Here is a 24,364-nt window from a genome sequence, read left to right as displayed (position 1 = left end):
AATCATGTAAAGAATAAATACCCAGCTTGTCGCAATGGAATTCTTGCTAGCCAGATCAGGGTCAAGTGAGCGGGATAAAAAGCGTAGAAGAACCAACGTAGCCGAGGGCACGGCAGGGCCACGAATGGCGCAACCAACAGGATCAAGATCGAGGCCAGCGCCCATTGGTTGCCGTTGATGTATCCAAGTGCAGCGCAAGACACAAATGCCAGAATCAGTGCCGGCACTGATGGCTGTTTTGTGTAGATCCAGATCGCTACGCCAAAGGCCAGAGCTGGCCACCAAAATTCAACCAGGCTACCGCCCAGAGCAAAGGCCAACCCAGCAGCCAGGTAGCCTTGAGGACGGCCCATTTCGAGCAGGCGAAGCGTGGCGGTCAGGACGAACAGGGTAAAGAGGATGTTCAGCGGCCACCAACCGTTGACCAGGCCCCCGAGTGCCAGGAATGCCGGTGAAGCCAAGGCGCCGAAAACAGCCAGCCGAATCATAGTGCGACGATAGGCGCCGCTCTCAAGTGCTCCAGGACGAGCCAGGTTGTACGCCAGAACAAACACGAACAACGGCATTGTCAGGCGGCCAGCGTCGTACAGCCAGGCTACGGTGTCGTTCAAGAGGTATTTATTGATGTGATCGCCAATCATCAGCACCAGGGCGAGCCATTTCAGCGCCTCGATGGTGCCATTGGCAATTTCCGGCCGAGGCCAGGAAGCGATGCGAGCTGCTATCTGATTCATGGCCCCTACCCTATTTCACCATTCCAGGTGCGTACATATCTGCCAATGCGCGTTCGGCTGCCTGGTTGTAGACACGATGGTGAGTCACAGTGACTTTTTTCGGTGTCGCCTGGACAGGTTCAGCCATTGCCGTGATCGCGGCTTGAGTAATGGTTACAGCCTTTTCCTTTGGCGTCCCCTCGACCGGTGCCGTGCCGGCGACGATGGCCGGTGCGCCGGCTGCATTCGGATCGTAGGTAACGAAGCGTTCAGACAACCAGGTTCCCCACTTTTCAGCCCTTTTCATCAGATCGGCCCGATACGGCGCATTGTATTGGGGCGTGCGTGAATGGTAGTTAGCTGCGCGTGTCCACAAATCGCCGGAGTCATTGCGGATATGACCACGCAACCGCCACGCGGCCAGGTCATAGGAGTAGCAACCCGCCTGCGCAACGTCATCAGCCGTAATGCCGTATTGACGCTCTAGATCGCGCAGGTAGGCGGTATTGAACTGCATAGCTCCTACGTCATCAGTGCCGTTGGAATTTCTCACCCGCTGGCCTGGTTTGCCGCCTTCTTTTTCTGCCACGGCGAGAACCAGGTTCGCGGGAACCTCGTACTTGATGGCGGCCGTAACGGAGCAAACGACGCGCTCTTGCATTTGTGGTGGCAGATCAAGAAATGGCATATGTCTTACCTCACATCCGAACTTTGCCGTATTTATCGGCAATCTTGTCACCCCAGCCATTGTCACTTTCGCACTGGTTGACAAACTCCCTACGGGCATCCTGAGTTGCATCAGGTTTGAACTTGCCATGCTTCTTTTTGACAATGCTGAAGAAGTCCTTAACCGGGCCGTCGCAGCCGTCAACGGTGCCCTGCCCTTGCAGCATTCCGGCCATACAAAGAACGGTTTCGCATGGGTCTTTAGCGAAAGCCGGTGCGGCTTGGGCTGCTAAAGCGATAGTAATTAACGTGGCACTAATAACTTTTTTCATGTTTATGTCCTTATGCTTTTCCGTTAACGAATGCGTTAATTTCATCATTGTTGTTGCTGCCACTACCCACGCTGTCGCCGTCGAATTGAGGGGCTACGTCCGCCGCTGGACTGGAGTGTTGAGCAACCACGTCACGGGCTTCCTGGAGAGCTTGTTGCTGATTGATCGCGGCAGCCTGCGCCATGGTTTGTTGGTCTGCGCGAGCCTGGCCGGCAGTACCATTGATTTCAGATGCGAGCTTTCCGCCCACGGTGTTGCTGACTCGCTCATTAGCTGCTGCTGCCATCGAGGATGCTTTTGCAGATAGACCCTCTTTCGCGCCACTTGCCAAGCTGCCAGCCATATCGGCCGCGAAGCGTCCAGCTGTGCCCATAGCCTGACCAAAGCTAGAGCCGCCACCACCACCGCTGCCGCCACCGCCGCCCTCAGATCCGCCGATGTTGCCAGTGTCACCAGCGCCGCCACCTTCGCCGCTGCCACCACCGCCACCGCCCATGTTCTCTTGGGCGGATTGGAAAGCGGCCTTGAGTGCAGATCCTGCGCCTGCGAGGTTAGCGGCGCCGCCCAAGGCCATAGACGCACCTGCACTGGCAACACCTGCAGCGATACCAGCGGCGGCGACGGCGGCGCCCATGGCTGCACCGGCACCAAAGCCACCGACCCCACCAGTAGACGCACCACCAACGATCCCGGCCAGCATTGGGGGGATTTTGTTAGTTAGATACAGCAGTACCACTGCGGTGATACCCAGCACGCCCAGCTCTTTTAGGTTGATGCCTTCGCTCATCCCGGCGTATGCCTGGTCAATAAAGGTCTTACCGATACCAACAAGAAGCACCATCCCCATGAGCTGAGCACCAATCCCCAGGACTGTTTTGTAATAGGTGATAGCTATATCGGAAGTCCAGCGGGAGCCGCCGAAGCCAAGAAAAACAACTCCGCCGTACATAAGAATCCACGCTGAAACAAACAGCAAAAGCATGTTTACGGCCACAAGTGCCAGCACGACCAGGACACAGCCCGCTATTATAATTGCAGCGGCGCTGTCTACCGGAGAGAACGACGATGATTCATCAAGAGCTTTGAAAAAGATGTCAAAGCCAATATCGGTGATTCCAGAGGGCGTGAAGCTCGACGCTCCCCCTACTGCGGCTGAACCCATCATCCACATGCTCTTGATAACGGCGTCAGATATTGCAGGGCCATTCAATAGAATCCAGTAGAAGAAGCCCAGTGTTCCAAAGAAACGAATGGTTTCAGCAAAGAACTCACCAATGTCCGCTTTACGCAAGATCATCATGCCGTAAGTCCAAACCATGCTTATTAGAGCTAGCCCCCAAAAAATCCAGGAGCCATAGGACACCATCCTGGCACCCCAGGCGCTTGCAGCTTGTTGATATTTGCCCATCACCGAATCCATGATTCCGGTGTCAGCAGCCGCAAGCGCTACTTCGGGGATGAGAAACAAGCCAAGTACGGCTAGTGCCGCCGCACAAGTGGCTTTTCCTGGCTTGGTCATTTTCATCATTTTTTCTCGCTATCCATGGACCAGGTTTTCGGCTGGCTGCGAGTAATATTGCCGTCCTGGCGTGGGCACTTGGACGCATCACTGGCAATTGCGGGATTGGAGCAATTTGGACTGGCTACTTCGTCCTTTTCCTCCTTGCAGCCGCTAACGGCTGCAAGGAGAACTAATAGGGACGCAGTTACAAGGCGTTTGATTTGCATAAATACCCCTTAGTTACTTAAACGACCAGGTAGACGGCTCAGTCCTGGTGATATTGGATTTTTCGCGAAGCTTCGTAGACGAGGCGTCTTCTTGAGCCTGGCGGTCGGCTTGTTGTTGCGCCAAGGTTGCTGCGGCCTGATTCTGTGCCAGCAACATTCCACGGATTTGCAGAAGCTGATTGCCCTGCGCTGCGGCTAACTGGTTAGCAGCTTGAAGTGCCTGCATCTGGCCTGTTGCGGTCGTGGCTTGAGATTGGAGCTGTTGCAGCTTTTGGGCATCAGTGTTCAGCGTCTGTTGTTGCTGATCGACACTTTTGATTACGTCCGCGTTTGCCCGTTTCACCGCATCGGAGCTATTTTCGCGGCGTGTCTCCAGAGCTTCCCGCTCGCTATCAGAGCATCCGCCAATCTGGAAACATGGCGAATTCCGGTAATAATTGACGTTTTCATATTGTGACAAGTACCGGTCAATCGACCCCGATTGGTTTTTGTAATAATCAAGGGTTTGTTGGGCAGACACAACCTTGTTAATTACGCTATTAACTTCGCTCCAGATGTAAGCACCCGGTGCGACGGTGTTCTGTAGCATGTTTTCGTACTGCTGCAATTGGGTTTTGTATTGCTCAATCTGCTTTGTCACTTGCGCAACCTGGTTCACTGCTGTGACAGTTGTTTGGCTCAGGTTCAAGCCGTCAGCTACTGGAATATCTGCCGAAGTTGGTTGGCAAACCAAAAAAGCAACTGTCGTGGAAAGTGCGAAAACTTTAGCCGCTAAAATTGAATTCTTAGAAAACATAACTTGCTCCTTGCGGTTAGTAGTCAAACGACTGATAAGCCTTGGTGAATGTCACGTCTTTTACAGCGACAATGTTAAAGCGATAGCCAGGACGAATTTCGATTGTCGGGGCTATGTTCAGGTTTTTAGAGATAATTTGCGCAGACACTTGGCCCAGTTGCTGCCCAAGGGCTGAACTCAATTCGCTGCTAACCGAAGGTTGCTGGTCGCCAAAAGAGTTGCTGTTGCCTTGGTCAGTTGCCATGGAAGCGCCTGCGGTGATGCCGGCCATGAACAGAGCCGATCCGTAGACCCGCCACAGGTGATGATTCACCTTATCTCGGAAGCCGGAGTAGCCGGCCATATCTGCGCCTGGCATAGCTCCAATGTCCAAAGCTTTGCCATCAGGAAATACCAGACGCTGCCAGGCAATCAGTACGCCTTCTTGTCCAAAGGCAACATCGCTGGAGTAGGTGCCGACCATGCGCGTCCCTTGAGGAATAAGCAGGTATTTGCCGGTGGCCGTGTCGTACACGTCCTGCGATACCTGCGCCATGATTTGGCCTGGCAGATCAGAGTTGATGCCACTCAGCATGATTCCAGGAATGACAGCACCGGCCCGAATCTCGAACGGTGTAGTCGGGGCTTCCATTTTGGAGTCCAACGCCCAACGATCTTTTTTGCCTTTGCCGTCAAAAGTGCTGTAGTCCTTGCCGGTGTCGCTGGACGACGATGCGAGCATCATGCCCGACGATCCGCCCGAACGGCCGCCACCCATACCGCCACCACTACCCCCGCTGCCGATGTTCCCTTGTACCTGGCGAAGCTGGGCCTGATAGGCCGCATTTGGATCGGTCGCGCGCTGCTGGTCGATTTGCCGACGGACCTGCGCAATGCGATCAACCATTTCATCCGGGGTTTGCGGAGCATCAGCAGTCGTGCCGGTGCCGACACGGCTCATATCCGGCAGTGTGATTGCCGTTTTGGCTCCCACTGCGGTTTGGAAAAGCTGCATTTTCCGTTGACGCAGTTGTTCGTCTTCTTGATCTTCCGGCGAGCGTTGACCGCCGTTACCGCGTGGTGGTTGCGGTGGCGCGTTCGGATTATCTACGCGAGCTACAGACACCCCATTAGGCGCAGTAGGCGCTTGCGGATCGGCCGGAGGCAAAAGCGGCGGCTCAGTCTTGGCTTCTGCGATCAAGCCGTCTGCGCGACCTCCGACGATATCGGCAGCCATCAGAGAGCTATCCCCGCCCTTCCCTTGCGTGGTCGCTGCATGTTCCACGTTGGCTTGATTGGAACGCTTGACGGCCACCATTGCGATAAGGCCCATAAAGAGCGCGAGAACCGCAATGCCAATCATCAAAGGCACATTGTTCACCCGGCGCACGCCGGTTTTTTTGCTGGAAGCGCCTGGCGACGAATCCGGCGACATTTGGTCGGTGTCAGCCATGGCAATTACTCCTTACGCGCCCAGGAACCCGCCGCTGCGACAGTCCCGTTTTTTTGTGGAATGTAGGCTCGGCTGATCGGTTGACTACCCACCACCACCGTGACCCGGTACAGGTCTGCGGCAGGTGCGAGCGAGTCAACGACATAGCGCAGGTCTACGCCGGGAGCGAATGCCGCCTGAGTGGCCGGCTGCGCCTTCTTGGCTGCCTCCGGCGCGTACTCGTTCACGGAGTAGCCGCAGGCGCGCAGAAGCGCTATCAAGGCCGTTCCGTAGGCATCTTCGGTGGGCTGCATGATGTTCAAACGAGTCCGCGCAGGCGGATACATCGTGACCAGGTGCGCAACGGTGTCGTTCGCCATGGTTTTGTCATGCGCGGCCGGGGCTGCCGAATAATTCCCGTATGGGGAATTTGTTGCGCACCCACTCAAGCCGGCGATCAGTGCCGTGATTAGGAGAACTTTGCGCATCACTTGGCCTCCCGCTCAATGGTGATTTTGTCCTGGCTCGACCCGACGCCGGCAACGAGAATTGCCTTGTCGAAAATCGTGTCCACCACATAGCGATTGCCCTGGACGCGGTAGTTGACCATTTGCGTTTCAGCATCTCGGAAGATGCCGCCGTCGCGACGTACTACCAGCAGGGTTGGAGACTCGCTTTGACGCATGCCATCGGGCATTTCAATGATGGTTTTCGTGCCGTCGTTGTAGACACGCACCGGCTTCCAGCGCGCCTTGCCGTCGATGGAGTAGTTAAAGTCCAAGTTGCCCAGGTATTCCCGGGTTTGAGGAATAGTGTTGTCGTGACGGTCTTTAGCCTCGGCATTCCGAATCGATGCCCACTTGGCAGCAGCATCTTCGGGATACATGAAGCGCGCGTAAGGCATGCTTTCATTGCGAGTTGAACGCAGACGGAAGTGGTAAGTACGGCGGTCGGTCATCACGACCAGCGCGGTATCCAGGCCCACGTCGAGCGGCTTCAAAATCAAGTGAACGGTTTGGTCTGCACCGGAGCCGCTGATGCCAGGCTCAACGGTGAAACGAGGATCGCCACCGTTCAGCGTGTTGAACTGCTCACCAGGCTGCAAGGAGATATCGCAGACCTGGAGGACAGCGCAGACCACTTGGGTTTGCCCACTGCCATATAGGAAGGTAATGGCGCCGTCGCCGCCTGGTGTCGCGTTGCTAGTCGCTTGGCCGGTCTGCCATTTTTTGCCGATCCCGATAGCTTTTTGCTCCTGCGGGGTCAGCTTCACAGTGTCCGGGGCAAAATACTTGTTTGCCATATCCGCTTGGCTGTCGGCGGCTTGTACAAAACCTGGCAAAAGAACGCCGGCAATTAACGAGGAAATCAGTGTCTTTTTCATATGGAGTGTCCGCCCCAGGATTAAAGTTGTTTCGACCAGTTAAAGTCGCGAATGAAGATGAAGTGCCCGTTCACAAAAGTGTTTTTGTCTACTGACAAATCTTTGTTTTGATAGACGTTGATGAGCGCTCGCATGTTGTACGGCTTGCCTTTGAGCGAGCCGTCACGGCTGCGAACTGTCTCAGTCCAATCCACCTGCCAGGTGTCTTTGGTTTGTGGCAGAGCAGATCGAATCTCAACCGACACGGTTTCGTTTTCCGCGCGCTTGAACGGGTTCCGCTCAGGGGAGCCATTGAGGAATTCATTGGCCTTCATCGTTGCCGGATCTTGCGGGGCAAGGTACGCATAAGAGGCCAGCACGGCTTTTCGCTGGAGGCTTACATCTGGAGTTACCAACCGTGTGTTGCTGATGAAGTTTGTCACCGCTGCTTGATAGTCGGTCAGAACTGCATCAGGCACCCGATCCAGCAAAGTCACGGAAACCGTGTTGGCCGAGGCATCTTGTTGGAACACCATAGGAATGATCTTTGATTGCGCGCCAATGTGAGCAATGCCGCCTACTGCCCCCATGACAATTAGCAAGGAAACGATCCCCACGGTCTGCCATACCTGGAGAGAAGACATAACTCCCATCACATGACCATTCCACGAACGGCGAGCATTGAGATACGGATTATTGACTTTCTCTTTAGCGGCTAAAGTTGCGCCGGCTACTTCTGTTTCCGCGTCTTTGCGGCGATTGAAAATGCTCATGCTGCACTCCTGTAGTTATCAAGGCTCAAGCCACGGTCGCGGAGCCACACATGCACCCACGCATCGCCGTGCTGTTCCTCTAACTTCTTGATGATTGCTATGTCGTCTGGGCCGGTCGCACCGACGAAGGAGAGAGCCAGCGGGCCTAGTGCAAGGCTGTATAGGCGGCGGCCTTTCTCAGATACCAGGTAGTAATCGCGCTTTTGCTGCGCAGTAGCGATGATTTCAATCTGGCGCAAGTTGAGGCCCATGCGGAGGTAAAGCGCGGTCGCTGCTTCATCACGCGCATACATATTCGGCAGGTAGATTTTGGTGGCAGTGGACTCAACAATGACGTCCAGAATCCCTGATTGAGAGGCGTCAGAAAGGTTCTGAGTTGCCATCAGTACGCGGCAGTTTTTCTTTGCCAGGGTTTTAAGCCACTCGCGGATTTTCTCGCGGAACACATCGTGACCCAGCATTAGCCAAGCCTCATCGAGAATAATCAGGGTTGGCCGGCCATCCAGCGCTTCTTGAATTCGCATAAACAGGTAAAGCAAGACAGGCAGCGCATAGCGATCCCCCAAGTCCATCAGGTGTTCAATTTCAAAAGTGATGAAGTCGGAAATAGAGAGTTGATCCACTTCTGCGTCGAGCAAGTGACCCATCAGACCATCAACGGTGTAGTCCTTGAGTGCCGCCCGAATGTCATTGTCCTGAACCATTGCGGTGAATTCAGACAGCGTTCCCGGACGCCCTGTTTCTTCCTCGACCTTGCCCATTTCAAGAATGGTTTCGGCGATTTTGTTGCGCTGTTCTGGCGTGGTTTTGATGTCGTTCAATGCCAGCAGGTCGTCAACCCAGCCCATTGCCCAGGCACGGCGCGAGCGAGTCACCAGGTTGGACAAGGGAGCGAAAGCGAGCTTTTCGCCAGCACCTGCCACAACGTAGTGAGAACCCCCGGCTGCCTTGCAGCTCGGATACATCGACATACCCTTGTCGAAGGTAAATAGCCTGGCGTTGGAGTAACGGCGCCATTGCATGGCGAGAATTGCCAGGTGCGTAGACTTACCTGCCCGAGTCGGGCCAAACATGATGGCGTGACCCAAGTCGCGCACATCGATGTTGACTCGGAAAGGCGAGTTACCACTTGTAAGCCCGTGCATCAGCGGCGGCGAGTTAGGCGGCATCAGTGGATTAGGTGCGAAGTTCTCGCCAGTCCAGATGGTGCTTGTCGGGATCAAGTCGGCCAGGTTCATCGTATTGATGAGAGGCCGGCGCACGTTCTCTACGCCGTGACCTGGCAGTGAACCCATGAAGGCATCCATGGTGTTGATGGTTTCGACGCGAGCGGTGAACGCCATCCCGTTGATAGCTTTTTCAAGCTGGAGCGCTGCCGTTTCCACCACTGACCGACTTTCGTCCATCAGCACTACGACACTGGTATAGAAGCCTTGCGCAACCATGCCGCTATTGGTTTCAGCAATAGCCGATGCAGCATCGGCCACCATAGAAACGGCATCCTCATCGACGGTGCCGCCGTTGGTGTTGAATACCTGGTCAAAGAAGCCCCGGATCTTCTGCTTCCATTTCTTGCGAAACTTCTCCAGGTGCGAAACTGCCTCATGGTGATCCATGAAGATGAAACGGTTTGACCAGCGGTATTCAACAGGCAGCTCAGCAAGGCGCGTCAGGATTCCAGGCGAGGACTCCAGAGGGAAACCCTCAATGGCGACTACCTGGATGAACTTGCGGCCTAACTTTGGCGTTACGCCGGTATACAGCTCCTTGCCCCCAATCAGGTTGTCGATGTAGATCGGATTGGTCGGCAGCATCACGGCATGATTGATACCCGTAACGCAGAACTGGAGCCATTGCAGGAACTCATCATGAGTTACGGTTGACCCGTCCTCATTCATGATTTTTTGACCGCGCAGGCGCTCCATGGATACAGCGGAGGACATGCGAGATTCGATGTTTTTGACCTCTTTTTTGAAGAAGTCGATCAAGTGATGCGTGCGTGCTTTTTTGTTTGGCTTGTCTGAATCGTCATGGAACATCAGCTCGACAAACTTGCGCTCTGCAAGCATTGGCGGGAACCACGTTACCGTGATGATAAAGAAGCCTTCGTACAGATTGCCCAGCCCCTCAAAGGTACGGCGACGTTCTTCGTCAATTGCTGCCGATACCGGATCAGGGAAATTCGATTGGCTGGGGTGACTGTAGTTCGGAGCCGGCCTACGGACTGCATCGACGTGAACCATCCAGCCGCTGCCCATGTTGGCCAGCGCCTGGTTGATGCGGAACGAGTTCATTTCCCGCTCTACATCGGTTGCACTGGCGTTGTCAGATCCTTTGTACAGCCACGCCGCCATGAAAGAGCCGTTCTTGCCAACAATCACGCCGTCATCGACGACAGCCGCGTAATTGAGAAGATCGGCAAGGCCGGCTTCGGTGGATTGATGTTTTTTAAGTCGAAGGTCTTCATTGACCTTACGTACCTGCGAGAGCAAAAACAGCACCAACAGGACGCCCACGACCGCAATTGCGATGAGCAGTGATTCAATCATTTGTATTGCTTCCCTTGAGAGGTGCCGTTTTCGCGGAAGGGAGTGGCACGCGGCGGGTAAAAGGGTTTGTATCGGCGGTTGCGCAGATAGACAAAGCGCATAAGAGGGTCAGATTTGCCCATCTTGCGCAGCATCCAGAGCGAGGCGAACCACATGCCCACGCCCAGGAGGAAGGCCAACCAATCTTGCGCAGCAAAGATAAGGATGGCGGCGAGCAGACCGCTGAACATAACCATTTCACGATCCCCACCCATGAAAAGGTTATGGCGATTGCCGGCCCGACGAATAGGGATCTTGCGTAGTGCCATAGGAATTACGCTCCCACTACCAAGCGAGCAGTAGCCGAGCGAATGGCCTCGACCTTGCTGGTGATCCAGTCGGCAGACTTCGCGGCCACATCCTGCGCAGCGGTGATTTCAGCGCCTTGGCCGGTGATGGCCGACAAGGTGTTTTGTGCCGCGACGATGAAGCACAAGACCAGGACGATGAAAATCAAGGTGCGCAGGAAGCCGTTCATATCGCCGCCGAAAATCAGCGTGGCACCGGCACCAACCAAGCCGACAATCGACGCGGTAAAGGCGAATGGTCCAGTGATGGACGAGCGGATGGTTGTAAACCAGTCATCGAAAGGAAGGCCGCCCCCAGCGGTGCTGGACGCGAATGCGGGATGAGCGCTAAGAAGCATCATCAGCGCTGCACCTGCGGCGAAAAGTGCCTTGCTGTTAACGCGGGAAGTGTTGTTTTGCATGGGTGTTACTCCTAGAGGGTGTTGGTGATGTAGTTGCCGTTTTCATATCCGACGATTTCGAGAATCGCTTCTACTCGGCGGACTTCTGATTTCCGGTTGATTTGCACGATTACGTGAACCGCCTCAGCAATCAGCGGTTCAATATCTGTTGGAGCGAGCTTGTTACGGGTGATAAGGGACTTGAGGCGTTGCAAGGCAGATTCGGCAGTGTTTGCGTGGAGCGTGCCCGCGCCGCCGTCATGGCCGGTGTTCCAGGAGTCCAAGAGGTCGAGCGCCTCTGCACCACGGACTTCACCGACGATGATTCGGTCAGGCAGCATCCGAAGGGTCGTTTTGAGCAAGTCAGTCATGCTGACTTCAAGCGTGGTGTGGTACTGAACACAGTTGACGGCGGAACACTGGATTTCGCCCGTGTCTTCAATGATGAACACACGTTCATTCGGATCGTTATCGACCATTTCTTGAATGACGGCGTTGATGAGCGTTGTCTTGCCCGAGCCGGTTCCGCCGATCACAAGAATGTTCTTGTGTTCGCGTACAGCCTTCTTGATGGCGTCGCATTGCGCTTGGGTCATGATTTCCTGTTCGACATAGCTGTCGAGCGGAAAGACCTTGATGGCGGGTTTACGGATCGCAAAGCACGGAGACGAAACTACTGGCGGAAGCTGGCCGGCAAAACGCTCGTTGCCGAAAGGCAATTCGCCGTCAAGGATTGGCTCTTTTGCCCCGATGGTTTTACCGAGCAAACCGGCGAGCGTTTTCATAGCAGAAGTTGCGCGCCATGCCTCCAACTCCCCAATAACACGACTTGGCTCACCCAAGCGTTTCAGCCAGAGCTGCCCATCTGCATTCAGCAGGATGTCGGTAGTTTTTGGGTCGTTAAGCGCGCCCTCAACCAAAGGCCCCAAGTCGCGGCGTAGGCGCTCAGTAACGCGCTTTTTGATCGTTTCCAAGTCGCCGTTATGTTCACTCATCGTTTGCTCCAAATTCGTCAAAGGTGCGAATGTGGCAAACGATATACCGAAACTTAGTTAAGGGCAATAACTCAGCATCGTTTTTATCAATGATACAAAACTTCACTTTGCCTTCCGTGACTTTATCGCTGCGCATCCCGCGCTGCTCATGAAACACCGACCGCTTGCACCAAGCAGGCGACCGGTTGTGGCAAACACCAATTTCAGGCTGAAAAAAAAGACCCCTTGCTAGGAGCCTTGGTTTTAGCCGCTAAAATTTTGCTGTTATGGCGCGTTACGACTTATCCCGGATCTTTGCAAGATTGTACTCGTGCCACTTACGCACCTGGAACGCCTGGTGATTGGTCAGTGTCGCGCAATAACGACAGTAGCCGGGCGGCAGGCTTGATGGCATATGAGTTCCTGCGGCATCGTCCAGAACCTTGCTATCTAAGTCGGTGGACTCTAGAAGCATGGGCAAGGGCGTTTGCAGGGCGTCGGCAATGGCCGACAAGGTTTTTAGGGTGGGGTTGCCCTTCCCGTTTGTAATCTCAGATAGAACAGAAATAGAGACACCTGTGAGCTTGGCAAGCTCATGCTTGGTCATGCCTCGCTCGCCCAGCAATCGCAGGACGTTAGTAAAAAAAATTGCATTATGCACAGTCAGTCGATGCCTCGATGCAGGGCTAATTTTAGCCGCTAAAATTCTTGACCGCCGAAGATTCTTTAGCTAAAGTATCCATTGGTTAGCAAATCGTCTTCCCGTATAACGGCCATCTTACATTTTGTGCGTAGTTTCGGTAAACGCTATTTTTCTATTGCGCGTGATCCTGCAGGCACAGGCGAGTAAGATTTGCACGGCACGGGGTGGACATGGCCGGATTTAGCCGGCTGTTTATATGTAAAGGAGTGACAATGGCCGACCTAACAAACGCCGCTCGAAAGCACATTGCGGAGCTGGTGAAAACCGGGCTGTCGCCCGAAGATGCAGCGTTGCAGGCTGCAAAATCTGTTTATGTTGCAGCGACTTCCCTGCCTGGAGTCCAATCGGTTCCTGCTATAGCTACAGCAGTAGCTGAGTCCAGCATGATTGATTTCGATGCCCCTACACCGTCGCCAGGCGCAAGCGATGCGCCGGCCGCGGTAGTCGCTCGCCCCAAGAAACGCACCGTAGCCGACCACCTGGACGCCGCCCTTAGTACACGCAAGCAACCAGAGCTTGCCGGCATTCCCACAAAAGGCACATCCAAGAAATCACCCCGGACGCCGATTGACGATATTGCGGATGCAGTACAAGAGCGGAAGAACAACGAAAAGATGGTAGCGGCCATCACTGAAATGCAACAAATGGAAATGTCGCTATTTCAAGTAGCCCCGTGGGACGACGACCTACGCGCTATCCCGAATGACTGGGGCCGATCGGCTGTCTTCACTACCAGGAACAAGGGGCAAAAGAGATCAGCATGCGAAGACAAGTTGATTTACCACTACAACCAAGAGATTGAAATCACGTACACAGGGATTGAGCTGCGCGCAGACGATGATGAATTGGTTTGGCAGCAGATCCTAGAGTACGCGAAGCATTCGCCGCTGGGCCGGGATGTGGAATTCACGCTTTATCAGCTCTGCATCGATCTTGGTTGGCACATTAACAAGTTCTATTACAACCGTGCGCTAAGTTGCCTAAAGCGGCTCAAAGCGACGTGCTTTTCGATCAAATCCCCACGGCATAGCACCCTTAAAAACCTTTCACTGCTAGGCGACTTTGACATAGAGAAAAACGGTCAAAAGAGAGCTGTGTGCAAGGCCCAGCTTGACCCGTATCTGGTCGTGTTGTTTGCCAATGATCATTACTCGAAAGTTATGTGGTCGAAATACCGAACCCTTTCCCCTACCGCTCGCCGGATGTTCGATTATTTCGTGACGCACGCAACCCCCTACCCACTCAAGCTGGAGACGTTCCGCCTCATCTGCGGATCAGAGTCTACCCGCAAGAAGAAATGGGCCGAGCAGTCGAGGGAGGCATGCAAAGAGCTGGAGGAAATCGGTCTGGTTGAGAAAACATGGGTTGAGAAGGATTTCATCCACTGCGTTCGCTAGTGGAGGGGACAAATGCGGGACAATTCGGGCAACTCCTAACACTTGAGGGGCCAGTGAAAGGCAGAACTTAACACTTGGGGGGCTAAGCCCCCCTTTTTTCGGCCTCAGAATCGCTAAAACCGTGAGCTGGGCATCAGGTCAAGCCTTTATGAGCGAAATCGCGGCGCCCAGCAGGGCGTTATCCACCGTTTCTGTGGATAACCGCGTGGATAACCGTCATTTTGTACTAACACTTGAGGGGCTGCCTACTAACACATCAGGGGCGACCGACCTAACACATCAGGGGCAGAAGTACCGACACTTGAGGGGCCAGGCTACCGACACTTGAGGGGCTGCCATTCTGGTAGTTAACCCTTTAAAATCAACGGTTTGCGAGGCTTTTCGCGGTATGCCTAACCCTTTCTTTAAACCCTCTTATATAACCCCTGTTTTAACCAACCGCGCCGAAGGGGGGAGACCCCCCTTCTCGATCCCTCCCGAGCCGCAAGCGGCTCTCCCATCCCCCCAGGGGCTGCGCCCCTCGGCCGCAAGCGTCCTTCACCCAGGAGGCAGTCAACGTCGCTACGCTCCGCCTTGATCGCTTCGCTACGCAAAGGGAAAAAACCCCCTTTGCATCGCCGCTTCTAAGGAACCGCAAGACTAGAAGGCTTCCTGCGCGTTAAAGACCCATGATGGGTACCCCAGAAGGGAGGTGGGTTCTCGGTCTGTGGTCGGATCGTGCATCGCGCTGCCCATTACAATAAAAAGCCCCTCAAGTGTTGGCAGAATATCAATGCAGATCCTACCGGCCGGGGCTTGTTGGTGTTGACCTGGTGCTGGCCGTGCGTGTGCCCAGGTCAAAAAGCCCCCCAAGTGTTATGCGAGTGTTGATGCAGGGGTTTGGGGAGCAATGGAACCGAAAACCAACGTAAGCACGAATTAGAGTTCGCTTTACTCGTATGTGACTGTTGATTGGAGAACTCTGATTGTCGAAACGAGTTTATCGAACCGCTTTTCGGATGTTTACGGTCCTTCCTGATGTTCGTTAAAGCGGTTTCATAAAACGGTGGTTTTATCGTACTCCCCAGACAGAGCGCTGGTTTGCGGGCAGGTACTGGGCTTAAGTGCGTTTACTGTTCCATTGCTCCCCGAACCCCATGCAGATCCTTCCAGCCGGGGCTTGTTGGTGTTGACCTGGTGCTGGCCGCGTGTGCGTCCAGGTCAAAAAGCCCCCCAACTGTTATGTAATTGTTGATGCAGATCCTGCTAGCCTTGGCTTATTCGTGTTGACCTGGTGCTGGCCGCGTGTGAGTCCAAAACAAAAAAGCCCCCCAAGTGTCAGTAGGGCTCAATGCAGATCCGTGCAGAACTGGTCTGTGTTGTTTGCCTGGTCCTGACAGAGCAGATCAAATCGGCCCCCCAAGTGTCAGGCTGTTATTGATGGGGAGCCTACAGAATTCGGAAAAAATCGTACGTTAAGACCGTGGCCTGTCAGGTTGAGGCCGTAGATGTTGGGGTTTGGGGAGCAATGGAACAGAAAGTGCACTTAAGCCCAGTGCCTGCCGGCAAACCCTCGCTCAGCCCCCTGAAAGGGGATTCCCCTTTTCGAAGAATCCCCCAATCCTCGACCTGCAACGATATCAAGACGCTGGCTTAGCCAAGGCTCTGATGTCGGCTATCACTCGTCCTTTCGCACACGTAGCTCCTCGCGGTATTGGTAGGTGTATCCACCCATAACTGTGGGGACACAGATTACGCTCCGTACGGTCTGGATTTTGATTTTCAAATCATCAGTTGGGATGGGCGTTGATGGCTGCTTTTTGGCATCCATCTCAGCAAGCAGCGCTTTGAGTCGTGAATCGCCCCTAGTTTCGTAGACACCTCCAAGCCTTAAAATGAGGCCCATTAGGAGGTGCCATGAGCAACCAGCGTTATCCCGAAGAATTCAAAATCCAGGCGGTCAAGCAAGTGACCGAAAAGCAGCTTCCTGTCTCGGAGGTGGCTGCACGATTGGGTGTGTCTGTGCACAGCCTCTATGCCTGGGTTAAGCGCTACACCAAGCCCCAGGAACAGCGCGTTGAGGAGGATGATCAGAGCGCTGAGGTTCGTCGTCTACGTGCCGAGCTGAAACGGGTGACGGAGGAGCGAGACATCTTAAAAAAGGCCGCCGCGTACTTTGCCAAGGAGTGCGGCTGAAGTACGCCTTTATTAAGCAGCAAGCGGGTCATTACGCGATTCGACGGCTTTGCCTGACGCTCAAGGTTCATCCCAGCGGCTACTACGCGTGGCTGTCAGAACCAAAATCTGCGCGAGCCAAGGACGATCAGCGACTGCTTGGATTGATCAAACACTCCTGGCTGGAAAGCGGTGGCGTTTATGGCTATCGAAAGATCCATGATGACCTGCGAGAGGTTGGTGAGAGCTGTGGCCGTCACCGGGTGGCTAGGTTGATGCGCCTTGAAGGTTTACGTTCTCAGACTGGGTATCGACGGAGGCCTGGAAAATACGGTGGTAAGCCAGCCGTTGCCTCACCGAACTTACTGAAGCGCCAATTCGATGTCAGAGAACCCAACAAAGTTTGGGTCACAGACATTACCTACATCCGAACATATGAAGGCTGGCTGTATTTGGCCGTGGTGCTCGATCTGTTTTCACGCCAGATCATTGGTTGGTCAATGAAGTCGCAGATGACCAGCGACGTAGCCATTGATGCACTGCTGATGGCGGTTTGGAGACGTAAGCCGAAGCAAGAGGTGATGATCCACTCGGATCAAGGCAGTCAGTACAGCAGCTCAGACTGGCGAAGCTTCTTGAAAGCTAACAACCTGGTAGCCAGCATGAGTCGTCGAGGTAATTGCCACGACAACGCTGTGGCGGAGAGCTTTTTCCAGTTGCTGAAGCGGGAACGGATCAAGCGTAAAATCTACACTACACGCCAGGATGCTCGAGATGATGTGTTCGATTACATCGAGATGTTTTACAACCCAAAACGACGCCACAGTTTCAACAATCAGCTGTCACCGGTAGAGTTTGAAAAGCGTTACGCAGCGAGCCTTGAGAGTGTCTAGAAAACCCGGGGCGATTCAGACTTTGGGTTTTTGGAGCAATGAAACTAAACCCAGGTTGACGCGGGAGCGCCAGAAAAAGCAGAAGGCAATCCTATTCTGACGCGGTGCGAGCTGCCCGTCTGACGCACGGTTAGTTGGACTTTTCAGGATTTCAGTCGAAAATCTACCGTTCGTGAACCAATAAGTGAATATTAAAGACTTTTAAAAAAGCTAATAACTAACTGTTTTATATAGGTTTTTAAATATATTTTTTTTAAATTTCGATCACCTTATTCTAGAGAGAGGTTCGCCAGATCGTTACAAAGGCCGCATCACAAGTCATTTGAGATCTGGCTAATGAACAGTTTTCGCAAAGTAGTAGAAGCATTGGAACGCCTCGCTACTAACGCAGATCGCTTAGTACCGTTGGTTCTTTCACTAGCAGTGTTCGCTGCTATCGTCGTAATCGGAATGCAAGGAGCTGGGAAATGAGATTGCTGCCTTGGGTGCGAATGCCAGCGATATGGATCAAGGAGGGAGGGCTGCGAGATTTTGGCTGGTCAAACCAAGTCAAGGTTTCTCGATCGACCGCGATTGCGGCATTGCAGCTGTACATCGCTCTCCTGACCCAGGCCGAAGAAAAATGGAGGGATGACGGCTGCAAGCTGATAGCCGAGATGACTTACACCCGTCTGATGGGAATTACAGGGTTGAGCCGGCAGCTCGTCGCTGCCGGCTTGGAAGGACTGGTTGTTGCAGGCAGGATCAAAAGCGAAAAGGAAGGTCGCAAATGCAGGTACGTGTTTGCGGGTTACGACTTCAGTGGCAACTGGTGCAAGTTGCCGGCAAGGCCGCTTTATAACGTCTTGCAGAGCACTCATATCGAGCCTTTTCAGATGTTCCAGAAACGGTCCGTCTGCGAGCTCGATGCGCTTAAGCTATTTCTCTACTTTGCTTTTGCACGAGACAACAAGACGATGTTCACAATGGCATCGTTCGAAACCATCAGCGAAAAGACCGGAGTGGCTGAGAAGCGGATTCCCAGGGCAAACGCATTTTTGATCAACTGCGGGCTGCTCGCGAACCTGTCGCGTGAACATTCAGAAGACGTCAAGAAAAAGGAGCCGAACAAGTATTTCATGCGCGGGTACCGAGAGCTTTTCACGGGTCAAAAAGCGGCACCGGCACCGGCAGCGTAATTAGATGGGCTGGCCAGGTGAATTGGCCCCTCAAGTGTTAAGACGGTTCGCGTTTTGAATCTTTGCGTTTGCGAATGTCCGCAATGCGAGCTGGTGAGACGCCTGCAAGCTTTGCCAGCACATTGTTAGGAACGACACCTACTAGATGCTCGTAGCGATCTACGCGCGATACGCGCTGATATGGCGTGACACCGAAGAACGCCTGTCGCTGTTCAACGACTGAGAAAGGCACCCCCACTGCCCTACTGATTTTTGCCGCAGACATGCTTCCAAACAACGACTCGTACCCAAGCCACGGGCCTTGATAATTCGGTATCGAGACCCGTTCCGGCGTTTCTGGCAATGGCGCTGCAGGCTTGAAGTCGAATGTCTCCCGTAATGCCTTGGCTGTGGCGAGAGACACGCCTGCAAGATTCGCAATGTCCTGGTCACTGACAAGGCCGAGAAGCGCCTTGTAAGGCCTCACAGGGTGATCTAAGGGGATGCGTTGCTTTCTTGTAAGTGGGACTGGCCGAGGCTTCGGCGGGATGCCTAGAGATTCGCGATAGGTTGTCACGCTGGAAATGGACGCGCCGCATCGAGCGGCAATAACGCGATCTGATTCGACCCCTAGCAAGTGACGGAAAGGCTCAATTACTTGATTGACCGAACATGCCGCAATTCCTAACGCCAGGCGTCGGGCGCGGATTCGGCCTTTCGTTGTTCCAACAAGCCGTGCCAGGGCCTGGTCTTTCAAGCGTCCCAGCTTGCAGTCATACCATCTCGGTAAGCCTATGTTCTTCCAATCGACAGCCATATGACCCTTAGCCATTCAAAAAATGGACAGTATTTTCGTTCTAATTCGAGAGTGCAAGGCAGGTTGAACACCAAAGGGAATTGCCAGAAAGCCCCCCAAGTGTCAGTAACCAGTCACGAAAATTGTTTGCAATACAGGGCTTAAAGCCCTACAATGATATGCAGAGGCCGGGCAGTTTGCCCAGGTCATTTACCGGAATTCATCCGATGAATACTGTCAAAGTTGCTGTTCTGCGCACTGAAACTGATCGCCTTTTCCGCCTGGCAAACAGTCACTACCTTGCTTGCGTTGGAGTGCGTGAGGTTCAGGGCTGGCAAGAAGTCGCCAATCGCGTGTTGGACGAGAGTGCTCTGCTCTCCTGCAAACGTGCCACCGCTTTCGATTTGGATCAGTGGACTAGCGCAGTCCAGGCCCTTAAAGATCGTCTGGCGGCGTCTGTAGAGCGTCTGGCGCAGCTCCAGGCGAAGGATGCCAAGCCTTCGCAGCGGCCCATTTTGAGGGTGGTAAGTCCCTGCGAAAATTACTCGCGGAACGACAGAATCCACTAATACTGTTTGACGGTATAGGGCTTTAAGCCCTATACTTGTTTCTGAAGGCCGGGCATGTAGCCCAGGTCAATACCGGAATAATCCGATGACTATTCAAGATCAAGAAAGCCCCCCCGTTACCGCCACCATCGTTGCAGATGCTGACCGCCTCGACTTCTTTCCTACCTACTTCGGCAAATACTTCATGGCCGGTGAAAACCTGCTGTACGTCCATGCCGATCGTTTGGTGCAGGACTACCAGGGCGGGTACTGGAATTTTTACACCTTCAGTAACGGCGGCTTTTTTGCAGCGTTGGACACTGACAAAGAGCAGCATGTGGTGGTCGCAGATAATTATTGCTCCGAGCGCATGAGTGCAGAGGCTGCTGGGGTCACGCTGATGCTTTTCGTATTGGGCCGTCTTTTGGCGGCACGCATCCCTGAAAACGAGTCAGATCGGTTCATCGACCTTTACCACAAGTTGCGAGAATTCGCGCTGGAGCACGCGGAAGCGCAGGCCATTTTGACCACCATTGACTGATCAAAAGGCCCGGTTAACCACCGGGCTTTTTCTACTGGGACAGACCAATGACATTCAACGAAAAGGCCAGCCAGGTACGGGACGAAGCCGACAAGGAGGCGATAGCTCAGTTACTGGCGCAGTACCCGTGGGGAAAGGATGTAGGGCCGCGACCAGCGGGTACAGTGCCCGACACTAGCGCTGATTTAGACAGTCTGACGAGCGAGCCAATTAAGCGAAAGTTGAAGTTAGAAACACGAGTACAGACATACCGCGCAACGCTTGCTCGATCCATCGCTAAGCACGACGACCTCAAGCGCCGGGGGCTGGATGAAGTGGGGTATTATGACCTGATGGTTTGCTATTCCGGCAATCCACTTAATGCCTGTAGGCACACGATGGAATTGCATGAGGCTCATATTTCCTATGACCTAAGCATTCTTGAGATACTGGATAGGGAACTGTCTAAATTAGACGAGAGCATTCCCCCAGGTTTTGTGTTGGTCGATGCCGTGTTGCCTGCACACCAGGCGTTCCAGGTTCGGAAATGGGCTGAATCGGCAAAGACAAGACTCAACCAGGCTAGGGCAAAAGCCCGGATGGACACCAGAACAGAAAAGAGAGACAGCGAATGACTGACACTGTCAGGTTTGACATTAGGCCGGAGTGTTTCCGGCCTGCGGCTGGTTGGGAGCAGCCTACCCCGGAAGAAGTTCGGGAAATACTTTTGCGAATTGATCCACCAAGAGGTCTTAGTGGGGCCGACGCTGCAAAACTTTTAGGCATTCATGGTGGCAGACAGATCCGCCGCTGGACAGGAGGCGATGCACCTATTCCCTATGCCGCTTGGGCTATTTTGGCCGATATGGCGGGCATAGAGCGCATATGGGTTGGACACCAGAAATAAGAATTTTAGCGGCTAAAATCCGATCTTTAGCTAAATAAATCTGGAAAAATAGGACTTTAAGCCCTATAATGTAATTCAAGGCCAGGCAATTTGCCCAGGTCAATGACCGGAGTCGGAACCCGATGAATCAACAGCGTATTATGCCTTGGATTGATCTACTGCCAGGGGTTGAAACCACCGACCTGCAGCAGCGCCGAGACACCATTCAGGAGTTGACTCGCCAGGCGGCAGAAGCAACGCGCAAGGCTCAACTGCTGATCCGCCAAGCGGAACAGCTAAGAGAGCGGGCTAACCTGTCGGCTTGCAGCTTGGAAGGTGACGCCAAAGGGAAGTTTTCAGCGGAAGCGGTCGAAAAGGCAAAAAACCTGGCTTATCCGCCAAGGTGATTGAAGCGCCCCGGATTGCTCCGGGGCACTTGACCCGATGCGGACACATCAAGCCCAAGCCAGGTGCTTGCAGGTAGCATGTTCATGCAATCGCATGGGAGGGGTCAAGTTATGGCTAACAACGTATACAAGTTTCCAGGTAGCGAAGGTGCCCAACAGGCCCTTGACGCTGTTCCTGAGTCAGCACCCCTAAAGGCACCTAGTGGGCCAGGTGCGACTAAAAAGGCTTTTTCGGGGGTTGTTAAGGTTCTGTGGTTTGTTGTCGCGCTTGCCTGGCCGGTTCTGCGCTGGCTTCTGGCTCTCGACGTAGTGTTTCAAGGGGTTTTGATGGTTTGGCACTGGGACACGCCAGGTAGCCACGCAGGATGGACATTTTCCCTGCACTTCGCGGCCCTGGTGGCACTCACCTTCTTTGTGTCGGTGTTCAAGCCCAAAGGCGTTAAGTAACTCAATATCACCGCGCGAAGTGAACGAAGGCCCTACAGGGCCTTTTTGTTTAGCTAAATAAATGGATTTTAGCGGCTAAAATCATTGACCTGACACTATAGTTTAGCTAAACTTCTTGGCATGCAGCGGCGGACACCGCTTTGATCAACTTGCCAGGTGCGGAGCTAATTATGGGTATGATCCATGACCAAAAAAACCATGACCGAGGCCCAGTTTGCGGAAACAACCAAAGACCTGAATGTATCGCCTCAGACGCTGGAGATAGCGCACGGGGTTTTGGTATTGGGCAAACCTCAAGCGCACTACGCGCAGGAGTTGGAGTTGACGGCGGGGGCAATCTCGCAGGCAGTACGGCGAGTGTGGTCAGCGTTCCAGGAGCAGAGTGCAGTCCCGAGAGGTTACGAGCGGGTAACGGCGATTCTGCCAGCGCACCAGGCATTCATTGTGAAGAAGTGGGAACAGACACACAAAAAAACGGAATCCTGAAAATGAAAATGAAGACACTGGCAAATGCGATTCAGAAGGGGGGGCAAGGGAAGACCATGACGACCTGCCACCTAGCGTTCGATGGTGCGCGCCGTGGCTTGCGCGTTGTTGTGATCGACCTCGATCCACAGGGCAACGCGAGCTACACCCTGGAGGCCCATGCGTGCGGCCTGTTCGCTAGCCAGATGTTTGATGATTCGCCAGACCTTGTACTGTCTTTTTTTGCCGACCGCGATAATTCGGGTATCACCCTGATTCACAATGATGATCGCTTGGCCAACATTGAAAAGCTTGACCTGGAAGACGCTGCAACGCTGCTGCGCACCCATGTTGAGGCGCTTTCGCAGTATTTCGATGTTTGCCTGATCGACACGCCGCCATTCCTCAGCAACGTAATGGCATCGGCACTGTTGAGCGCTGATTTTGTTATGTCTCCGGTGGAGCTGGAGCCATACAGCCTGCAGGGCATGGAAAAAATGGTTGCCGTCATTCAGAACCTGCGCGAAGCAAACCCGACCCTGCAATTCATTGGAATGCTGCCGAACCGCTACAACGTCAAGATTCCGCGTCACGTTGAAAACATGGCGATCTTGCGCGATGCCTATGCCGACTTGGTAATGCCTTTTGACATCCGCCAACGTGACAGCATTGCTGAGGCGCTGGGTAATCAAATTCCCGTGTGGGAAATCAAGAAAACCGCTGCGCGTGATGCGACAAAAGAGATTTGTGTAATGACTCAGTACGTGTTTGAAAAGATGGAGGTCATCCAATGAGCGCCAATACCGACAAGAAGCCCCAGGAAGCCGCTGTGACGCCGAAGAAGCCAAGCGGAATGGGATTGGGTGGTATGAAACTTTCGGGCCTCCTGAAGACTCAGGCGGCCACCGAGGAAAGCGCTCTGAAGGAGCTGGACCTTACTCTGATTGACGAAGATCCCCATCAGCCGCGGCTGGAAGACAACCCAGGCTTTCGCCCTGAAATGATTGCCGAAATCGGTGCAACCATTAAAGCTCGCGGTGTGAAGCAACCAATTTCGGTGCGGGAGAACCCGGACAAGCCAGGACACTACATCATCAACGATGGAGCGCGGCGTTATCGCGGCTCCAAATGGGCACATAAGACGACCGTCCGTGCAATCGTGGACAACGACTTTGTCCCCGATGACCAGGTGGTGGCGAACATCCAGCGCGAGGGTCACACAGCGCGAGAAATTGCCAAGCTCATTGCCCAGCGCATGGCGTCGGGCATGAAGAAAGGCGAAATCGCCAAGCGCTGGGGCAAGTCGCCGGCATACATCACGCAATACGCAGCCTTGCTCGATCTGCCTCCTGTAATCGCTCAGGCGTTCGATAGCGGTCGTATCGCTGACATTACCCTGGTCAACGAGCTGTTGACTGCCCACAAGGCCAAGCCTCAAGAGGTGGCCGATTGGCTGGCAGACGAGAACCAGGAAATCACACGCGGTTCCGTCAAGCTGTTGCGGGAGTTTCTGGATGAGGGGACCGAGCGCGACCCTCATACCATCGACGCATTCAACGGCAAGACGGACGCCGAGCATGACGACGATGAAGGCGGAGAGGAAGGGGCCGGCGATGGCGGGAAGAAGACGCCGAAAGAAGCAGACCCTACCAAGATCAAGAAGGCTATTGTCCAGGTCGAAATCAACGGCGACCTTTGCCGGCTGATCCAGACCAAGCGCCCAACTGAAACCGGCCTGGCCTGGTTCAAGAACGAGATCAGCGGCGAGGAATTCGAGGCTGATCTTACTACTGCAAAAATGGTTGCCCTGGTCGAAGGCTAAGCATTCAAGGCGCGCGCCTGGTTTCAGGTGCCGCGCTCACAGCTTCTTGTTAATTTTCTTGCCAATTTTCTTGTCAATTTGATTGACGGGGCCGTCATAGCCGAATAATAATTATGTCAACGCATGAGGGGTTAGAC

Annotated in this window: 27 protein-coding genes; 11 read left to right on the top strand and 16 right to left on the bottom strand. The window is 53.8% G+C overall.

The annotated features are described in order from the left end of the window. Positions 1–2: 2 nt before the first annotated feature. From V6L81_RS24035 to V6L81_RS23965, 15 genes are all read right to left on the bottom strand, one after another. Positions 3–734, bottom strand: coding sequence for a TraX family protein (locus V6L81_RS24035; RefSeq protein WP_338660709.1), 732 nt, complete (start codon positions 732–734; stop codon positions 3–5). A gap of 10 nt (positions 735–744) precedes the next feature. After that, on the bottom strand, positions 745–1,401 hold the full coding sequence (locus tag V6L81_RS24030) for a transglycosylase SLT domain-containing protein (protein WP_338660710.1): 657 nt from the start codon (positions 1,399–1,401) through the stop codon (positions 745–747). 10 nt (positions 1,402–1,411) lie between these two features. Next, on the bottom strand, positions 1,412–1,711 hold the full coding sequence (locus V6L81_RS24025) for a TrbM/KikA/MpfK family conjugal transfer protein (protein WP_338660711.1): 300 nt from the start codon (positions 1,709–1,711) through the stop codon (positions 1,412–1,414). A gap of 10 nt (positions 1,712–1,721) precedes the next feature. After that, positions 1,722–3,236, bottom strand: coding sequence for a P-type conjugative transfer protein TrbL (gene trbL / locus V6L81_RS24020; RefSeq protein WP_404824680.1), 1,515 nt, complete (start codon positions 3,234–3,236; stop codon positions 1,722–1,724). Further along, positions 3,236–3,439: a hypothetical protein gene (locus V6L81_RS24015; protein WP_153438230.1), complete on the bottom strand. Its 204-nt coding sequence runs from the start codon at positions 3,437–3,439 to the stop codon at positions 3,236–3,238. Before V6L81_RS24015 ends, trbL begins: the two co-directional genes overlap by 1 nt. A 13-nt stretch (positions 3,440–3,452) precedes the next feature. Further along, on the bottom strand, positions 3,453–4,235 hold the full coding sequence (gene trbJ / locus V6L81_RS24010; protein WP_271351353.1) for a P-type conjugative transfer protein TrbJ: 783 nt from the start codon (positions 4,233–4,235) through the stop codon (positions 3,453–3,455). Positions 4,236–4,251: 16 nt separating this feature from the next. After that, on the bottom strand, positions 4,252–5,667 hold the full coding sequence (locus V6L81_RS24005; protein ID WP_271351352.1) for a TrbI/VirB10 family protein: 1,416 nt from the start codon (positions 5,665–5,667) through the stop codon (positions 4,252–4,254). A 5-nt stretch (positions 5,668–5,672) separates the two neighbouring features. Beyond that, positions 5,673–6,134: a conjugal transfer protein TrbH gene (locus V6L81_RS24000; RefSeq protein WP_271351351.1), complete on the bottom strand. Its 462-nt coding sequence runs from the start codon at positions 6,132–6,134 to the stop codon at positions 5,673–5,675. Next, positions 6,134–7,030: a P-type conjugative transfer protein TrbG gene (gene trbG / locus V6L81_RS23995; protein WP_086799791.1), complete on the bottom strand. Its 897-nt coding sequence runs from the start codon at positions 7,028–7,030 to the stop codon at positions 6,134–6,136. The genes V6L81_RS24000 and trbG overlap by 1 nt, the downstream gene beginning before the upstream one ends. A 20-nt stretch (positions 7,031–7,050) precedes the next feature. Further along, positions 7,051–7,782 carry a VirB8/TrbF family protein gene (locus V6L81_RS23990; protein WP_271351350.1) on the bottom strand — a complete coding sequence of 244 codons (732 nt, stop codon included), beginning with the start codon at positions 7,780–7,782 and terminating at the stop codon, positions 7,051–7,053. Next, positions 7,779–10,331, bottom strand: coding sequence for a VirB4 family type IV secretion/conjugal transfer ATPase (locus V6L81_RS23985; RefSeq protein WP_271351349.1), 2,553 nt, complete (start codon positions 10,329–10,331; stop codon positions 7,779–7,781). The genes V6L81_RS23990 and V6L81_RS23985 overlap by 4 nt, the downstream gene beginning before the upstream one ends. Further along, positions 10,328–10,639: a conjugal transfer protein TrbD gene (locus V6L81_RS23980; protein WP_271351348.1), complete on the bottom strand. Its 312-nt coding sequence runs from the start codon at positions 10,637–10,639 to the stop codon at positions 10,328–10,330. Before V6L81_RS23980 ends, V6L81_RS23985 begins: the two co-directional genes overlap by 4 nt. A gap of 5 nt (positions 10,640–10,644) precedes the next feature. Further along, positions 10,645–11,079, bottom strand: a complete 435-nt coding sequence (locus tag V6L81_RS23975) for a TrbC/VirB2 family protein (protein WP_271351347.1) — start codon at positions 11,077–11,079, stop codon at positions 10,645–10,647. A gap of 11 nt (positions 11,080–11,090) precedes the next feature. Beyond that, the gene (gene trbB, locus V6L81_RS23970) at positions 11,091–12,053 is read right to left on the bottom strand and encodes a P-type conjugative transfer ATPase TrbB (protein WP_271351346.1); all 963 of its coding nucleotides are present in this window, start codon (positions 12,051–12,053) and stop codon (positions 11,091–11,093) included. Positions 12,054–12,327: 274 nt separating this feature from the next. Continuing rightward, complete coding sequence (locus tag V6L81_RS23965) at positions 12,328–12,693, bottom strand: transcriptional regulator (RefSeq protein WP_271351345.1); 366 nt, start codon at positions 12,691–12,693, stop codon at positions 12,328–12,330. A gap of 254 nt (positions 12,694–12,947) precedes the next feature. On the opposite strand from V6L81_RS23965, the gene trfA reads away from it, so the two are divergent. The 3 genes from trfA to V6L81_RS23950 all read left to right on the top strand — a co-directional run bounded on the left by trfA (position 12,948) and on the right by V6L81_RS23950 (position 18,357). Next, positions 12,948–14,132 carry a plasmid replication initiator TrfA gene (trfA, locus tag V6L81_RS23960; protein ID WP_271351344.1) on the top strand — a complete coding sequence of 395 codons (1,185 nt, stop codon included), beginning with the start codon at positions 12,948–12,950 and terminating at the stop codon, positions 14,130–14,132. Between the two features lie 1,896 nt (positions 14,133–16,028). Beyond that, positions 16,029–17,179, top strand: a protein-coding gene (locus V6L81_RS23955) for an IS3 family transposase (RefSeq protein ID WP_104502081.1) whose coding sequence is annotated in 2 segments (ribosomal slippage) — positions 16,029–16,263 and positions 16,263–17,179 — 1,152 coding nt in all. Because the reading frame shifts where the segments join, the coding sequence is not laid out codon by codon here. A 467-nt stretch (positions 17,180–17,646) separates the two neighbouring features. Then, positions 17,647–18,357: a DNA-binding protein gene (locus V6L81_RS23950; protein ID WP_271351343.1), complete on the top strand. Its 711-nt coding sequence runs from the start codon at positions 17,647–17,649 to the stop codon at positions 18,355–18,357. A gap of 37 nt (positions 18,358–18,394) precedes the next feature. Here the strand turns inward: V6L81_RS23950 and V6L81_RS23945 are convergent, their stop codons facing one another. Further along, a complete protein-coding gene (locus tag V6L81_RS23945; protein ID WP_271351342.1) occupies positions 18,395–19,093 on the bottom strand; it encodes a hypothetical protein in 699 nt (232 codons plus the stop codon). Positions 19,094–19,359: 266 nt separating this feature from the next. Between V6L81_RS23945 and V6L81_RS23940 the strand changes: the two genes are divergently transcribed. The 8 genes from V6L81_RS23940 (at position 19,360) to V6L81_RS23900 (ending at position 24,227) form a co-directional block, all read left to right on the top strand. Continuing rightward, on the top strand, positions 19,360–19,701 hold the full coding sequence (locus V6L81_RS23940; protein WP_271351341.1) for a hypothetical protein: 342 nt from the start codon (positions 19,360–19,362) through the stop codon (positions 19,699–19,701). A gap of 85 nt (positions 19,702–19,786) precedes the next feature. After that, on the top strand, positions 19,787–20,221 hold the full coding sequence (locus V6L81_RS23935) for an antirestriction protein (RefSeq protein ID WP_338660712.1): 435 nt from the start codon (positions 19,787–19,789) through the stop codon (positions 20,219–20,221). A 47-nt stretch (positions 20,222–20,268) separates the two neighbouring features. Further along, positions 20,269–20,835, top strand: coding sequence for a hypothetical protein (locus V6L81_RS23930; protein WP_271351120.1), 567 nt, complete (start codon positions 20,269–20,271; stop codon positions 20,833–20,835). A gap of 394 nt (positions 20,836–21,229) precedes the next feature. After that, positions 21,230–21,493: a stable inheritance protein KleA gene (kleA, locus tag V6L81_RS23920; RefSeq protein ID WP_271351119.1), complete on the top strand. Its 264-nt coding sequence runs from the start codon at positions 21,230–21,232 to the stop codon at positions 21,491–21,493. A gap of 111 nt (positions 21,494–21,604) precedes the next feature. Beyond that, positions 21,605–21,940, top strand: a complete 336-nt coding sequence (gene kleE / locus V6L81_RS23915; RefSeq protein WP_271351117.1) for a KleE stable inheritance protein — start codon at positions 21,605–21,607, stop codon at positions 21,938–21,940. Positions 21,941–22,123: 183 nt separating this feature from the next. Then, a complete protein-coding gene (locus tag V6L81_RS23910) occupies positions 22,124–22,426 on the top strand; it encodes a TrfB-related DNA-binding protein (RefSeq protein ID WP_271351116.1) in 303 nt (100 codons plus the stop codon). Positions 22,427–22,428: 2 nt separating this feature from the next. Continuing rightward, complete coding sequence (locus V6L81_RS23905) at positions 22,429–23,199, top strand: ParA family protein (RefSeq protein ID WP_271351115.1); 771 nt, start codon at positions 22,429–22,431, stop codon at positions 23,197–23,199. Next, the gene (locus V6L81_RS23900; RefSeq protein WP_271351114.1) at positions 23,196–24,227 is read left to right on the top strand and encodes a ParB/RepB/Spo0J family partition protein; all 1,032 of its coding nucleotides are present in this window, start codon (positions 23,196–23,198) and stop codon (positions 24,225–24,227) included. The genes V6L81_RS23905 and V6L81_RS23900 overlap by 4 nt, the downstream gene beginning before the upstream one ends. The last annotated feature ends 137 nt before the right edge of the window (positions 24,228–24,364 follow it).

The sequence above is a fragment of the Pseudomonas bubulae genome, from assembly GCF_037023725.1.
Lineage (GTDB): Bacteria > Pseudomonadota > Gammaproteobacteria > Pseudomonadales > Pseudomonadaceae > Aquipseudomonas > Aquipseudomonas bubulae.
Note: the sequence above shows the minus strand (reverse complement) of the source record. Positions and strands in the feature narration are given on the sequence as shown.

Excerpts from the sequence above, each read along its gene's own strand:
- V6L81_RS24035 (WP_338660709.1), bottom strand. The coding sequence starts at position 734 with ATGAATCAGATAGCAGCTCGCATCGCTTCCTGGCCTCGGCCGGAAATT.
- V6L81_RS24030 (WP_338660710.1), bottom strand. The coding sequence starts at position 1,401 with ATGCCATTTCTTGATCTGCCACCACAAATGCAAGAGCGCGTCGTTTGC.
- V6L81_RS24025 (WP_338660711.1), bottom strand. The coding sequence starts at position 1,711 with ATGAAAAAAGTTATTAGTGCCACGTTAATTACTATCGCTTTAGCAGCC.
- trbL (WP_404824680.1), bottom strand. The coding sequence starts at position 3,236 with ATGAAAATGACCAAGCCAGGAAAAGCCACTTGTGCGGCGGCACTAGCC.
- V6L81_RS24015 (WP_153438230.1), bottom strand. The coding sequence starts at position 3,439 with ATGCAAATCAAACGCCTTGTAACTGCGTCCCTATTAGTTCTCCTTGCA.
- trbJ (WP_271351353.1), bottom strand. The coding sequence starts at position 4,235 with ATGTTTTCTAAGAATTCAATTTTAGCGGCTAAAGTTTTCGCACTTTCC.
- V6L81_RS24005 (WP_271351352.1), bottom strand. The coding sequence starts at position 5,667 with ATGGCTGACACCGACCAAATGTCGCCGGATTCGTCGCCAGGCGCTTCC.
- V6L81_RS24000 (WP_271351351.1), bottom strand. The coding sequence starts at position 6,134 with ATGCGCAAAGTTCTCCTAATCACGGCACTGATCGCCGGCTTGAGTGGG.
- trbG (WP_086799791.1), bottom strand. The coding sequence starts at position 7,030 with ATGAAAAAGACACTGATTTCCTCGTTAATTGCCGGCGTTCTTTTGCCA.
- V6L81_RS23990 (WP_271351350.1), bottom strand. The coding sequence starts at position 7,782 with ATGAGCATTTTCAATCGCCGCAAAGACGCGGAAACAGAAGTAGCCGGC.
- V6L81_RS23985 (WP_271351349.1), bottom strand. The coding sequence starts at position 10,331 with ATGATTGAATCACTGCTCATCGCAATTGCGGTCGTGGGCGTCCTGTTG.
- V6L81_RS23980 (WP_271351348.1), bottom strand. The coding sequence starts at position 10,639 with ATGGCACTACGCAAGATCCCTATTCGTCGGGCCGGCAATCGCCATAAC.
- V6L81_RS23975 (WP_271351347.1), bottom strand. The coding sequence starts at position 11,079 with ATGCAAAACAACACTTCCCGCGTTAACAGCAAGGCACTTTTCGCCGCA.
- trbB (WP_271351346.1), bottom strand. The coding sequence starts at position 12,053 with ATGAGTGAACATAACGGCGACTTGGAAACGATCAAAAAGCGCGTTACT.
- trfA (WP_271351344.1), top strand. The coding sequence starts at position 12,948 with ATGGCCGACCTAACAAACGCCGCTCGAAAGCACATTGCGGAGCTGGTG.
- V6L81_RS23950 (WP_271351343.1), top strand. The coding sequence starts at position 17,647 with ATGAGATTGCTGCCTTGGGTGCGAATGCCAGCGATATGGATCAAGGAG.
- V6L81_RS23940 (WP_271351341.1), top strand. The coding sequence starts at position 19,360 with ATGAATACTGTCAAAGTTGCTGTTCTGCGCACTGAAACTGATCGCCTT.
- V6L81_RS23935 (WP_338660712.1), top strand. The coding sequence starts at position 19,787 with ATGACTATTCAAGATCAAGAAAGCCCCCCCGTTACCGCCACCATCGTT.
- V6L81_RS23930 (WP_271351120.1), top strand. The coding sequence starts at position 20,269 with ATGACATTCAACGAAAAGGCCAGCCAGGTACGGGACGAAGCCGACAAG.
- kleA (WP_271351119.1), top strand. The coding sequence starts at position 21,230 with ATGAATCAACAGCGTATTATGCCTTGGATTGATCTACTGCCAGGGGTT.
- kleE (WP_271351117.1), top strand. The coding sequence starts at position 21,605 with ATGGCTAACAACGTATACAAGTTTCCAGGTAGCGAAGGTGCCCAACAG.
- V6L81_RS23910 (WP_271351116.1), top strand. The coding sequence starts at position 22,124 with ATGACCAAAAAAACCATGACCGAGGCCCAGTTTGCGGAAACAACCAAA.
- V6L81_RS23905 (WP_271351115.1), top strand. The coding sequence starts at position 22,429 with ATGAAAATGAAGACACTGGCAAATGCGATTCAGAAGGGGGGGCAAGGG.
- V6L81_RS23900 (WP_271351114.1), top strand. The coding sequence starts at position 23,196 with ATGAGCGCCAATACCGACAAGAAGCCCCAGGAAGCCGCTGTGACGCCG.